The 13116-nt window shown below is 73.8% G+C and carries 8 protein-coding genes; 7 read left to right on the plus strand and 1 reads right to left on the minus strand.

The window, feature by feature from the left end; all coding sequences use genetic code 11:
* The first annotated feature begins 42 nt into the window (after window positions 1-42).
* The 6 genes from C3489_RS10560 (at window position 43) to C3489_RS10585 (ending at window position 10733) form a co-directional block, all read left to right on the plus strand.
* Complete coding sequence (locus C3489_RS10560; RefSeq protein ID WP_103781497.1) at window positions 43-1755, plus strand: serine/threonine-protein kinase; 1713 nt, start codon at window positions 43-45, stop codon at window positions 1753-1755.
* 162 nt (window positions 1756-1917) lie between these two features.
* On the plus strand, window positions 1918-3630 hold the full coding sequence (locus tag C3489_RS10565) for a serine/threonine-protein kinase (protein WP_103781498.1): 1713 nt from the start codon (window positions 1918-1920) through the stop codon (window positions 3628-3630).
* A 96-nt stretch (window positions 3631-3726) separates the two neighbouring features.
* Complete coding sequence (locus C3489_RS10570; RefSeq protein ID WP_103781499.1) at window positions 3727-5400, plus strand: serine/threonine-protein kinase; 1674 nt, start codon at window positions 3727-3729, stop codon at window positions 5398-5400.
* Between the two features lie 58 nt (window positions 5401-5458).
* Window positions 5459-7168, plus strand: coding sequence for a serine/threonine-protein kinase (locus C3489_RS10575; protein WP_103781500.1), 1710 nt, complete (start codon window positions 5459-5461; stop codon window positions 7166-7168).
* 104 nt (window positions 7169-7272) lie between these two features.
* Window positions 7273-8886: a succinic semialdehyde dehydrogenase gene (locus C3489_RS10580; RefSeq protein ID WP_103781501.1), complete on the plus strand. Its 1614-nt coding sequence runs from the start codon at window positions 7273-7275 to the stop codon at window positions 8884-8886.
* A 41-nt stretch (window positions 8887-8927) separates the two neighbouring features.
* The gene (locus tag C3489_RS10585) at window positions 8928-10733 is read left to right on the plus strand and encodes a GMC oxidoreductase (RefSeq protein WP_103781502.1); all 1806 of its coding nucleotides are present in this window, start codon (window positions 8928-8930) and stop codon (window positions 10731-10733) included.
* Window positions 10734-10812: 79 nt separating this feature from the next.
* Here C3489_RS10585 and C3489_RS10590 read toward each other — a convergent pair whose 3' ends face one another.
* On the minus strand, window positions 10813-11802 hold the full coding sequence (locus tag C3489_RS10590; protein ID WP_103781503.1) for an LAETG motif-containing sortase-dependent surface protein: 990 nt from the start codon (window positions 11800-11802) through the stop codon (window positions 10813-10815).
* A 187-nt stretch (window positions 11803-11989) separates the two neighbouring features.
* Between C3489_RS10590 and C3489_RS10595 the strand changes: the two genes are divergently transcribed.
* On the plus strand, window positions 11990-13093 hold the full coding sequence (locus tag C3489_RS10595; RefSeq protein WP_103781532.1) for a hypothetical protein: 1104 nt from the start codon (window positions 11990-11992) through the stop codon (window positions 13091-13093).
* Window positions 13094-13116: the final 23 nt, after the last annotated feature.

A 13116-nucleotide genomic window follows, 5' to 3' on the forward strand; every position in this document is an offset into this window, starting at 1 on the left:
ACCCTGAGCCTGTCAAGAGCATTGCGGGGCAACGTGAATCAGATGCAGGGCCTGCTCCTCGCGGGCCGCTACCGGCTCGCCGACTCCATCGGCAGCGGCGGCATGGGCCGGGTGTGGCGTGCCCACGACGAGCTGTTGCACCGGGCGGTCGCGATCAAAGAGCTGACCGCCGCGCTCTACGTCTCCGACAGCGACCAGCAGGTCCTGCTCGCCCGCACCCGTGCCGAGGCGCGCGCGGCGGCGCGCATCAACCACTCCGCCGTCGTCACCGTGCACGACGTACTGGAGCACGACGGCCGCCCGTGGATCGTGATGGAGCTGGTCGAGGGGCACTCGCTCGCCGACGCCGTCAAGGAGAACGGCCGTCTGGAGCCCACCGAGGCCGCCCGGATCGGGATGTGGGTGCTGCGCGCCCTGCGCGCCGCGCACACCGCGGGCGTCCTGCACCGCGACGTCAAGCCCGGGAACGTGCTGCTCTCCCACGACGGGCGGGTCCTGCTCACCGACTTCGGCATCGCCCAGATCGAGGGCGACACGACCATCACGCGCACCGGCGAGGTCGTCGGCTCCGTCGACTACCTCGCCCCCGAGCGGGTCCGCGGCCACGACCCCGGCCCGTCCTCCGACCTGTGGGCGCTCGGCGCGACGCTGTACACGGCGGTGGAGGGCCGCTCGCCGTTCCGGCGCACCTCGCCGCTGTCCACCATGCAGGCCGTCGTCGAGGAGGAGGCCGCCGAGCCGCAGTACGCCGGTCCCCTCGCGCCCGTCATCGCCGCGCTGCTGCGCAAGGACCCGGCCACCCGGCCCGACGCGCACGCCGCCGAGCAGATGCTCGCGGAGGCGGCGGAGGGACGCCGGCCCAGCGAGGCACAGGCGTATGTGCCGACCCAGCACGGCGGCCCCCGCTACGACCCGCGGACCGGGAACGGGTACGACCGGCAGGGCGGGACCGGGTACGACCAGCACGGTGGACCGGGGTATGACCGGCACACCGGGCCCCGGCACGACACGGCAGCCGGCTACGTCACCGAGGCGGCCACGCCGCACCGCCCGGCGACCGGGCCGACGGCCGTCGGAGCCACGAACCTGCCGGCGCGGCCGCCCCGGCGCCGCCGTCGGCTGCGTACCGTCGCGCTGGTCGTCGCGCTGGCGGCGATCGTCGGCGCCGGTACCGCCGTGGTGCTCCAGCAGTGGGGCCACGGCCGCGGCAAGGACGCCCCACCCGCCGTCACCTCCCCCTCGCCGACCCCCACGGACACCACCGGCGACCAGGGCCCCGTCCCCGACAACTGGCAGCGCGTCAGCGACCCGCGGGGCTTCGGGCTCGCCCTGCCCAACGGCTGGAAGCGGAAGCTGTTCAGCGACAAGGACGGCCTGACGCAGATCGACTACAGCCCCGACGGCGGCGACCACTTCCTGCGCGTCGCGATCGACACCGACCCCGACTTCAACGACCCGTACCAGCACCAGCGGTCCCTGGACGTGCAGCTGCACCGGCTCGTCGACTACCGGCAGGAGAAGCTGGAGGTCGTCACCTACCGCGACCACCGGGCCTCCCTGTGGGAGTACTCCTACACCGCGCTGGCCAAGGACACCCCGTTCCCGGGGCCGCGCCGGGCCGTCGACGAGGCGTACATCGGGGACGACGGCACCGAGTACGCCCTGCTCCTGTCCGGTCCGACCGAGGACTGGGACACCACCCAGCAACAGTTCAAGGTGATCCTGCGCAGCTGGCAGGAGAACGCCACCCCGTAGCCGGCCGGCCGGTGGCATGCCGTCTCGGCCGATCGGGCGTTGCGTCTCCCGGGTTGGCCGGTGGGGGACCCGTCTCCCGGGTTGGCCGGTGGGAGACCCGTCTCCCGGGTTGGCCGGTGGGCGTCCCGGAGGCGGGGCGTCCGGTGCGGCATGATGGGGCGCATGGGGACCGAGGGGGACGAGGCCCGCGTGATCGCGGGCCGTTACCGGCTGCAGACACGGCTGGGCCGGGGCGGAATGGGCATCGTGTGGCAGGCCACCGACGAGCTGCTCGGCCGCCGGGTGGCGGTGAAGGAGATCGCCCTCGACGACACCCTCTCCGCCGAACAGGCGCGGCAGCAGCGCGAGCGGACGCTGCGCGAGGCGCGCGCGGTGGCCCAGCTGCGCCACCCGAACATCGTCGTGGTGCACGACGTGGTCGAGGACGGCCGGCGCCCGTACCTCGTCATGGAGCTGGTCGACGGCGGAACGCTCGCCGATCGGATCGCCCGCGACGGCCCGGTCGACGCGGCCGAGGCCGCCCGGATCGGCCTGGCCCTGCTCGGCGCGCTGCGCGCGGCACACGCGGCGGGCGTGCTGCACCGCGATCTGAAACCGGCGAACGTGCTGATCGAGACGGGCACCGACCGTGTCGTCCTCACCGACTTCGGCATCGCCCGGGTCGCGGGCGCCACCACGCTGACCGAGACCGGGTCCTTCGTCGGCTCGCCCGAGTACACCGCGCCCGAGCGGATGGCCGGGGACGCCACCGGGCCCGCCTCCGACCTGTGGTCGCTGGGCGCCCTGCTGTGCACCGTCCTGAGCGGCGAATCGCCGTTCCGGCGCGATTCGCTGGGCGGCATCCTGCACGCCGTGGTGGTCGACGAGATCCGCACGCCGGCGCAGGCCGCGCCGCTGCTGCCCGTCGTACGCGGACTGCTGGAGCGGGACCCGGAGCGGCGGCTGGACGCCCTTCAGGCCGAGCGGATGCTGCGCGCCTACCGCGAGACGGGGCACCTCCCGCCCACGGCTCAGGCGGAGCTGACGGCGGCTCGGGCCCCGGAGCCTGACGGCGCACCGGGACGTGTGCCGGACACGGTGCAGGATGCCGCGCCGGGCTACACGCCGCCCCAGAGCGACCTGCCCCGCTCCGGGGCGCCGGCCGATCCCGGCCCGCAGCCCGAGCGCTCCACGCGGAGCCTGCTCGTGGCCGCGTTCCTGGTCGCGGCGATGGCCGCGGCGGGCGTGTCGGCGGCGGCGCTGCTGATGCAGGGCGGCGACACGGGCGGTACGCCGGTCGTCTCGGGCGGGGCGGGCTCCCCGGCGTCCGCGCACGGCTCGCCCGAGCCCGCCGCCACGGTCACGGTCACCCAGTCCCCGTCCACCTCCCCGGCCGGCACCGGCGACAACAGCTCGGGCTCCGGTTCCGCCACCGCCGACGGGGAGCGGCCCACCGCGCCCTCCGGTTACCGCATCGCCGACGACCCGGCCGGCTTCCGCCTCGCCGTGCCCGACGGCTTCGTGCGCCGGCCGCAGGGCGAGCGGGTCTTCTACCTCTCCCCGGACGAGTCCTTCCGCCTCGGCGTCAAGGTCAGCGACCCGGAACCCGGCGGCCCCCTCGGTGTGATGCGCCGCCAGGCCGACAAGGGGCCCGACACCAACCCCGGTTACCGCGCCGGCACCGTCACCGAGACCACGCACGACGGACGGCCCGCCGCGCTGTGGGAGTTCACCTGGAACGGCTTCACCGCGGCGGAGGGCGCCCGGCACAGCTACGACGTGTGCTGGGAGGAGGACGGCCGGCTCTACGACGTGTGGGTGTCGGCACCGGTCGGGAAGGTCCGCGAGGCGCGGGAGTACTTCGACGTGGCCGTCGACACGTTCACCGGTTCCTGAACGCGCCCCGACCAGCCGTTCCCGAACGGTCACGGGTCTGTGACCACTTCCGGTTCCCGGTGGAGCGAAGGCGCCCCGCACGGTATGGATGGTCGCATGAGCAGCAACGGGGGCGCCGGCCACGGGGCCGACGAGACGACCAGCTTTGTCCTCCAGCCGCCGAACCCGGCCGCGGTCCCGGCCCAGGCGCCGCCCGTACCGGCCCAGGCGCCGCCCGTCCAGGGCGAGGCGCACCCGTCCCCAGCCCAGGGCGAGGCGCACCCGTCCCCCGTCCAGGACGACCCGGGCGCCGGGCGGCTCATCGCCGGCCGCTACCGGCTGCTCGCCAAGCTCGGCCACGGCGGCATGGGCACGGTGTGGCGGGCCAAGGACGAGACGGTGGACCGGGAGGTCGCCGTCAAGGAACCCCGGGTCCCCGACCAACTGCCCGACCGCGAGCGGGACAACGCGTTCGAGCGGATGCGCCGCGAGGCACGCGCGGCGGCCCGGCTGGACCACCCGGCGGTCGTCAACGTGCACGACGTGGCCGTGGTCGACGGCCGGCCCTGGATCGTGATGGAGCTGGTGCGGGGCCGTTCGCTCGGCGCCGTCCTGCAGGAGGGCACGCTCGACGCGCGCGAGGCCGCCCGGATCGGCCTGGAGGTGCTCGGCGCGCTGGAGGCCGCGCACGCGGCCGGCATCCTGCACCGGGACGTCAAACCGGACAACATCCTGCTCGGCGGCCACGACCGGATCGTGCTGACCGACTTCGGCATCGCCCAGATCGAGGGCGAGACCAACCTGACCGACACCGGCGGCTTCGTCGGCTCCCCGGAGTACATCGCCCCGGAGCGCGTCCTCGGCCAACGCCCGGGCCCCGCCTCCGACCTGTGGTCGCTCGGCGTGGTGCTGTACGCGGCGACGGAGGGCGTCTCGCCGTTCCGCCGCAGCAACACCCCCGCCACCCTCCAGTCCGTCCTCAACGCCACGCCCGCCCCGCCCGCCTCGGCCTCGGGTCCGCTCGCCGAGGCCATCAACGGACTGCTGCGCAAGGACCCGGCGCACCGCCCGTCCGCCACGCAGGTCCGCACGCTGCTCCAGGCCGCCGCAGCCCCGCCCGAACCCCAGCCGACGCAGGTCGTGCGGTACGTCGAGGGGGGCGGGCGAGGCGTGCGACTGGGACGCAAGGCGTGGGCCGGGATCGGCGCCGCCGTGGTCGCCGCCGCCGTCGCGGCGTATCTGGTGCTCGCCGACCCGTTCGCCGGGCCGCTGCCCGGCGGGTGGCAGACCAGGCACGAGAGCGCGCTGGCCGCGACGGTCGCCGTACCCGAGGGGTACGAGCGCGCGGTGCCCGACCCGAAGAACGACCAGGGCCACTGGGTGACGTACACGGACGCCAGTGGCAGCATCTGGATCGGGCTGTCCCTGGACAAGAAGGCCGAGGACAGCAGCGGGAAGATCGCGGACTCGTCGACCGCCCAGATGTACGCCGACGACGGCGAGTTCAAGCAGAGCGGCAAGTACGACTGGGAGATGCCGGCCGGTCCGCGGACCAAGCCGGAGGGCAACGAGAGTTTCCACGGCCGCGAGGCCGCCCGGAACACCCTCACGTACACCACGAACGACAGCGAGCACCCCCGCCCGCGCCAGGTGCAGATCTTCTACTACCGCACCAAGGCCGGCGACATGTACCGGCTGAACGTGAGCTACCCGGGCAAGGGCGACGTCACGGCCCGGGGCGAGGAGGTGGCGCGGGTGGTGATCGCCAACTTCGATGTCGACAAGCCGTGAGGCCCGGGGGCTTGAGGCCGCGTCGACAAGGCGGCGCCCGGCGCGATAGGCATGGGGGATGAGCTACCAGGGGGCCGTGGGCGACGGGCGGGACCGGCTCGTCGGTGGGCGCTACCGGCTGGTCGAGCGGATCGGCTCCGGTGGCATGGGCACGGTGTGGCGGGCCCACGACGAGAAGGTGGACCGCTACGTCGCCGTCAAGCAGCCCCGGCTGCCCGGTGACCCGGAGGACGACAGCCACCGGCGTGCCGCGCACCGCCTCTACCGGGAGGCGCGGGCCGCGGCGCGCGTCGACCATCCCTCAGCGGTCGCCATCCACGACGTGGTCGTCGAGGACGGACTGCCGTGGATCGTCATGGAGTTCGTGCGCGGCGAGTCCCTGCACGAGGTGCTGGGGCGCGGCCCGCTGCCGCCGGCCGAGGCGGCCCGGATCGGCGGCGCCGTCCTCGGCGCGCTGCGCGCCGCGCACGCCGTCGGCATCGTGCACCGGGACGTGAAACCGGCCAATGTGCTGCTCGGACCGCACGGCCGGGTCGTCCTCACCGACTTCGGCATCGCGCACGTCCAGGGCGAGGAGTCCCTCACCGGAACCGGGGAGTTCGTCGGCTCGCTGGAGTTCATCGCCCCGGAGCGGATGTCGGGGCGCGGCGCCGGTCCCGCCTCGGACCTGTGGTCGCTGGGGGTGCTGCTGTACGCGGCGGTGGAGGGCTGGTCGCCGTTCCGCCGTACGACGGTGGAGTCCACGCTGGCCGCGATCCTCACCGCGGACGTGCCCGAGCCCCGGCGGGCCGGTCCGCTCGCCCCGCTCCTGGTGGGGCTGCTGGAGCGCGAACCGGAGCGGCGGCCCGGCGCCGAGCAGACCGCGGCGGCGCTGGCGGCGGCGGCCGGGGGTGGCGAGGGGAGGCCCGAGGCAGAGCCGAGGCCCACTCAGGAGGCCGATCCGACAACCGAGCCGGGGCCCGTGCACCCCGCGCCCCAAGCCGAGCCGGCGGAGGACCCCGGCCCGGTACAGCCCGCCTCCATACCCGAGCCGACCGGGGACACCGGCCCCGGCGCCCCGGCGCAACCCCCCGGCCTGCCGGACGGAGTCACCGCGCCCACGCCCCGCCGCCCCCGCCGCTCCCCCCTGCGCCACCCGGTGGCCCTCGCCGCGCTCGCCCTCCTCGCGGCCGGCGGCGTCTGGTACGGCACGTCCGCCTATCTCGGCCACGGCTCCGACGCGGGAGCCACCGAGCTGCACGCCACCTACAGTTCGGCGCCCGCCGCCTCCGCCGGTGAGACCTGGGTCGCGCACGAGGAGCCGGAGCTGGACGCGGTGCTCGTGCTGCCCGACGGCTACCGCCGCACGGCCCGGCAGAGCGGGGCCGGCGACCGGCCGCGCCTGGTGGTGTACGGCGCCGACGGGGCCGTACAGGCCCGCCTGGCCGAGTGGGACAAGGCCCCCGGCGCCCCGATGGAGCGGGCGCGGCAGGCGGAGCGCACCTGGCGGGAGCAGCACGGCGACGCCCGCACCCAGCTCACCCGGACCAGTCTCGACGGCAACGAGGCCGCCTACGCCGACACCGCCTACAGGGCGGGCGGTCACCGGACACGCGTTCTGCAGCTCTTCGTCCGCACCGGCGACGGGCGGCTGTACGAGCTGCGGGTGGACATGCCCAAGGGCACGGCCGAGGAGAAGGACGGCACGGCGCTGTTCAAGGGCGCGCGGGAGCGCCTGGAGCTCGGGACCGCCGCGGAAGAACCCCGGAGTGCCGCCACAACGCCCTGATCAGCGCATTTGTTGCCAGCAATCGCTGGCGTGATGTGTGCACTCGGTGAATCCCCGTTACCGACGGGTACACAAAGGCTCCGCCGCGGCATACCCTGCGGCTCATGACGGACGCGCAGGCACCGGCCAAGACCGGCACCAACCCCCTCGCCCCCGCACCCCAGGGCGCCCGCACCGCCGCCGACGTGGTCACCCCCGAGCTGGTCGCCCAGCTCACCAAGGGCGTGGCCGGCTCCGGCCGGACCGCCAACCACACGCCGTTCACCGGTGAGAAGCTCGCCGACCTGCCCAAGTCCACCCCCGAGGACGTGGAGCAGGCCTACGCGGCCGCCCGCGCCGCCCAGGCCGTGTGGGCGCAGGTGCCGGTGCGCCAGCGGGCCGCCGTCCTGCTGCGCTTCCACGACCTCGTCCTCCAGCGGCAGGCCGAGGTACTGGACCTGATCCAGCTGGAGACGGGCAAGGCCCGGCTGCACGCCCACGAGGAGGTGCAGGCCGTCGCCGTCGCCGCCCGCCACTACGGCCGCAAGGCCCCCGCCTACCTCAAGCCCAAGCGGCACACCGGTGCCGTGCCGACCCTGACCAAGGTCACCGAGCTGCGCCACCCGCGCGGGGTCGTCGGCCAGATCGCCCCCTGGAACTATCCGTTGGAGTTGTCCGTCGGCGACGCGCTCCCGGCGTTCATCGCGGGCAACGCCGTCGTCATGAAGCCGGACACGGAGACCTGCCTGACCGCGCTGTGGGCCCGTGACCTGCTCATCGAGGCGGGCCTGCCGGCCGAGGTCTTCCAGGTCGTCATCGGCGACGGCCCGGTGATCGGCCCGGAGGTCGTGCGCCACGCCGACTACGTCTCCTTCACCGGCTCCACCCGTACCGGCCGCGAGGTCGCCGAACGCGCCGCCGCCCGCCTGGTCGGCGTCTCCCTCGAACTCGGCGGCAAGAACGCCATGCTGGTGCTTGAGGACGCCGATCTGGACAAGGCCGCCGCGGGCGCGGTGCGCGCCTGCTTCTCCTCCGCCGGACAGCTGTGCATCTCCATCGAGCGGCTCTACGTCCACGAGTCGATCGCGGACGCCTTCCTGGAGCGCTTCGCCGCCCGCACCAAGGCCATGCGCCTGGGCACCTCCCTCGCCTACGGCGCCGACATGGGCTCGCTGGTCGGGGAGCGGCAGCTGAAGACCGTCGAGCGGCATGTCGAGGAGGCCGTCGCCAAGGGCGCCAAGGTCGTCGCCGGCGGGGTCGCCCGCCCGGACATCGGCCCGTACTTCTACGAGCCGACCATCCTCGACGGCGTCACCGAGCCGATGTCCGTGTGCACCGAGGAGACCTTCGGCCCGGTCGTCTCGATCTACCGCTTCCGCACCGAGGACGAGGCGATCGAGCAGGCCAACGCCACGCCGTACGGCCTGAACTCCTCGGTGTGGACCAAGGACGCCCGCCGCGGCCGGGCCGTCGCCGCCCGTCTGCGCACCGGCACCGTCAACCTCAACGAGGGCTACGCCCCGGCGTACGGCAGCGTGCAGTCCCCGATGGGCGGGATGAAGGATTCCGGCCTCGGTCGCCGGCACGGCTCCGAGGGCATCCTCAAGTACACCGAGGCCCAGACCCTCGCCCACCAGCGGCTGCTGCCCATGGCCCCGTCGCTGGGCATGACCGACGAACAGTACGCGGCGTTCATGACCCGCAGCCTGAAGCTGATGAAGGCCTTCCGCTTCCGCTAGGCCGGTTGTTCTTGGCCACCCGTTCTCGACGAGGAGAGCACGTGTCGCAGGAGAAGTCTGTCCAGACCCGGGACGAGGACGGGTACGACTACGACGTGATCGTGGTCGGCTCGGGGTTCGGTGGTTCGGTCACCGCCCTGAGGCTCACCGAGAAGGGCTACCGCGTCGGTGTCCTGGAGGCCGGCCGCCGTTTCACCCGGGAGACCCTGCCGAAGAACAGCTGGGACCTGAAGAACTACCTCTGGGCCCCCAGGCTCGGCCTCTACGGCATCCAGCGCATCCACCTGCTCGGCAACGTCATGGTGCTGGCGGGCGCGGGCGTCGGCGGCGGTTCCCTGAACTACGCCAACACCCTCTACGTCCCGCCGAAGCCCTTCTTCGACGACCCCCAGTGGCGGCACATCACCGACTGGCAGGAGGAGCTGGCGCCGTACTACGACCAGGCGCAGCGCATGCTCGGGGTGCGCCTCAACCCGACCATGACCCCCTCCGACGTGCATCTGAAGGCGGCGGCGGAGCGGATGGGCTGCGGCGACACCTTCCACATGGCGCCGGTCGGCGTGTTCTTCGGCGACGGCCAGGACGCCGACGGCCAGGCGAAGGCGGAGCCGGGCCGGGAGGTCGACGACCCGTACTTCGGCGGGGCGGGCCCGTCCCGGCGGGCCTGCACCGAGTGCGGCGAGTGCATGACCGGCTGCCGGCACGGCGCCAAGAACACCCTGAACGAGAACTACCTCTACCTCGCCGAGAAGGCCGGCGCGGTGGTGCACCCCATGACCACCGTCGTGTCCGTCACCGACGACTCCCGCGGCGGGTACGCGGTCGCCACCCTGCCCACCGACGACAAGAAGAAGGGCCGGGGCCGCACCTTCACCGCCCGCCGCGTCGTCCTCGCCGCCGGCACCTACGGCACCCAGACCCTGCTGCACCGGATGAAGGCCAACGGCAACCTGCCCTACCTCTCGCCGCGGCTGGGCGAGCTGACCCGCACCAACTCCGAGGCGCTGGTCGGCGCGCAGACCGACGACCGGCGCTACCGCAAGGCCACGGGCGAGCCCCGGGCCGACTTCACCCGCGGCGTCGCCATCACCTCGTCCATCCACCCCGACGAGAACACCCACATCGAGCCGGTCCGCTACGGCAAGGGCTCCAACTCGATGGGCAGCCTGTCCATCCTCCAGGTCCCCTTCGCCGAGGGCCGCTCCCGCGTCGGCGCCTGGCTCGCCAACGCCGCCCGGCACCCGATGCTGGTGCTGCGCTCGCTGTCCAACCGCAAGTGGTCGGAGCGGACCATCATCGGCCTGGTGATGCAGTCGCTGGACAACTCGCTGACGACGTATCTGAAGCCGGACGGCGTCGGCAAGGGCCTGCTCACCGCCCGCCAGGGCCACGGCTCGCCCAACCCCAAGCAGATCAGGGCCGCCACCGAGGGCGCCACGGCGCTGGCCGCCGAGATCAACGGCTTCGCCGGCTCCAACGTCGGCGAGCTGATGGGCACCCCGCTCACCGCGCACTTCCTCGGCGGCTGCCCGATCGGCGACTCGCCCGAGACCGGCGTGATCGACCCCTACCACCGGCTCTACGGCCACCCCGGCATCTCGGTCGTGGACGGCGCCGCGGTCTCCGCGAACCTGGGCGTCAACCCGTCCCTGACCATCACCGCGCAGGCCGAGCGGGCGATGTCGTACTGGCCCAACAAGGGCGAGGCCGACCCGCGCCCGGCGCAGTCCGCGGCCTACGAGCGGCTCAAGCCGGTCGAGCCGAAGTACCCTGCGGTGCCCGCCGACGCCTTCGGCGCGCTGCGCCTGCCCTTCCTGGGCATGCCGACGGTGCCGCCGAAGAAGTAGGGCCCCGCTCGTCGCCGTACGACGAAGGGACCCGCGCCCCCCTCCGAGCGCAGGTCCCTTTGCGTCACACGCGATGCTGTTACGCGGTCGCGCCACCCTTGCGGCGGCGGACGACGACCAGCGCACCGGCGCCGGCGACGACCGCGGCACCGCCGACCAGGCCGATCATCGGCAGCGCGGAGCTGGAGCCGGTCTCGGCGAGGCTGCCGGTGACCTTCGGCGTGGTGCCGGTGGGCTTCTTGTCCGTGATCGGGGCCTCGCCGCCTTCCTGCGGCTTGGTGCCGTCGGTGTCGGTGCCGGCGGAGACGATCTGGAACTTGTACGCCACGTCACCGAAGCCGGTGCACTGGGCGTCGCTGTCGCCGTAGATCGTCGCGCCGAGCGTGAAGCCGGAGCCCACCGGGGCGGACGCCTTCACGTTGAGGCGCATCGGGATGTCGACCTCGTAGCCCGGCTTCAGCTCGTCGGTGTAGCCGACGAAGCCCACCGCGTAGCCGTCCTCGTTCAGGTCGGCCCAGGTCTTGGCGTCCGGGTCCCAGGCCTGCAGGCGGACCTGGCCGGACTTGAAGAGGTTGTCGCCGTTCTTGTCGGTGGAGGCGCCGGCGAAGTAGGCCAGGTCCTGCAGCGTGGACTTGGAGTTGTTGACCACGTCCAGGGAGAACTTGTGCCAGCCGCTGCCCACGGCGATCTTGCCGGGCAGGCCGGAGATGCTGACGTCGACCTTCGAGTCCTTGCAGTCCTCGGGCTCGTCGCCGTCGCCCGGGTCGGTGCCCTCCGTAGCGCTCGGGGTCGGCGTCGCCGAAGCGGGGGCGGACGTCGAGGCGGAGGCCGACGGCGTGGAGCTCTGGCTCTGCGAGGCGGAGGCCGACGCGGACGTCGAGGCGCTCGCGCTCGACGACGCGGACTCCGACTGGGAGGCCGACGCGGACGCGCTCTGCGAAACGGAGTCGGTCGGGGTGGCGGACGTCGTGGAGCCGTCCTCCGCGAAGGCCGCCGGCGCCGAGAGCAGCGCCAGCGGGGCTATCACTGCCGTAGCGGCCGCGGTGGCCATGGCACGGCGAAGCTTCATGAAGACCTCAAGGAGTCCAGTTTTGGGAGGGCTCCGCGTGGCGGCGCGGGTGTGGCCCTGGGTTCAGCAGGTTGGATCGGTGAGGCCTGTGAATGGTTGTGCCGCCCTCACGGCGCTTTTATGAGAGCTGCGTCACAAGCGGGGGCGACTTGTGACCGGGTCGCCGTACGTCGTAGAACTGACCCCCGTGCCTGACAAGCCCTCAGACGACGAGACCGCCCACGTCCCGGACGACGTGTGGGAGAAGTTCGTCCGCGACACCGAACTCGACATCCGTGCCACCGCGCCCAAGGAGCCGTCCGCGGCCGCCCGCGGCGCGAGCGGCGTCCCCGAGGGATGGCGCACCGGTCCCGCGTGGCGCGAGCCGGACGGCAGGGCGGCCCGCCGCCGGCGGCTGTGGGCGCTGCTCGGCATACCCGTCGCGGTCGCCGTGGCCGTCGTCGCGATGAAGCCGTCGCTGCTGCCCGGCGACCCGTTCCGCACCGGCTCGGCGCAGGCCGCCACCGCGCCCCCGCTGCCGCCGGAGACCGCGCGCCCGACCGCGCCGGAGTCCGCCGCCCCCGACCACCCGACCCTCGACCGCCCGTTCGCCGGGTCCCCGGCCGAGCGCTGGGCCGACGGCGAGACCGGCATCGTCCCGCCCCCGGCCCGGGCCGTCGGCGTGCACTCCAAGGCCGAGGTCGCCAAGGCGCTGGAGCAGACCAGGACCCTGCTCGTCGACGCCAACCTCGACCCGGCCACCCTGCGCGGCGAGCGGCCCGCCGAGGCGCTGTCCGTCATCGAGCCCCACGAGACGGAGCTGCGCACACGGCTGGACGCGTCGCTGCGCCGGCCGGACAAGGAGCACGACCCGCTGCTGATGTTCACCCGCTTCCGGCCCGGTGACGTCCGGCTCGTCGGGACGGTGGTCAAGACCCGCGGCCGGATGACCCTCGCGCCCGGCGAGCACGGCTCCGCCCGCATCCACGCCGACTACACCTTCGTCTATCCGCTGGTGCGCACCGACGGCTCGACCGAGGTGACCCGCACCGTCGTCCGCCGGGTGCTCGACATCGACCTGTACGACCCGGACCGGTACCGGGTCACCCCCGGCAGGATCGCCGTGACCGACTACGACCAGGAGGTCGGCAACTCGGCCTGCGGGATCCACGACGGCTTTCTGCACCCACAGTTCGACTCGGCCGCGCCCACGGGCGCCCCGCCGACAGGAGCGGCGACGGACCCCTACGACCGCAGCAAGGACCTGGACCCGGACCGGTCGAGGGACTGCGGGACGGTGTCCCGGATCTGATCTCCTCCGGTCGCCGCCCGGCC

Origin of the sequence: Streptomyces sp. Ru71 (genome assembly GCF_002920535.1) — a bacterium.
Lineage (GTDB): Bacteria > Actinomycetota > Actinomycetes > Streptomycetales > Streptomycetaceae > Streptomyces.

Bases quoted from the DNA above. Each gene is read 5' to 3' on its own strand.
- C3489_RS10560 (WP_103781497.1), top strand. From the start codon at position 43: ATGCAGGGCCTGCTCCTCGCGGGCCGCTACCGGCTCGCCGACTCCATC.
- C3489_RS10565 (WP_103781498.1), top strand. From the start codon at position 1,918: ATGGGGACCGAGGGGGACGAGGCCCGCGTGATCGCGGGCCGTTACCGG.
- C3489_RS10570 (WP_103781499.1), top strand. From the start codon at position 3,727: ATGAGCAGCAACGGGGGCGCCGGCCACGGGGCCGACGAGACGACCAGC.
- C3489_RS10575 (WP_103781500.1), top strand. From the start codon at position 5,459: ATGAGCTACCAGGGGGCCGTGGGCGACGGGCGGGACCGGCTCGTCGGT.
- C3489_RS10580 (WP_103781501.1), top strand. From the start codon at position 7,273: ATGACGGACGCGCAGGCACCGGCCAAGACCGGCACCAACCCCCTCGCC.
- C3489_RS10590 (WP_103781503.1), bottom strand. From the start codon at position 11,802: ATGAAGCTTCGCCGTGCCATGGCCACCGCGGCCGCTACGGCAGTGATA.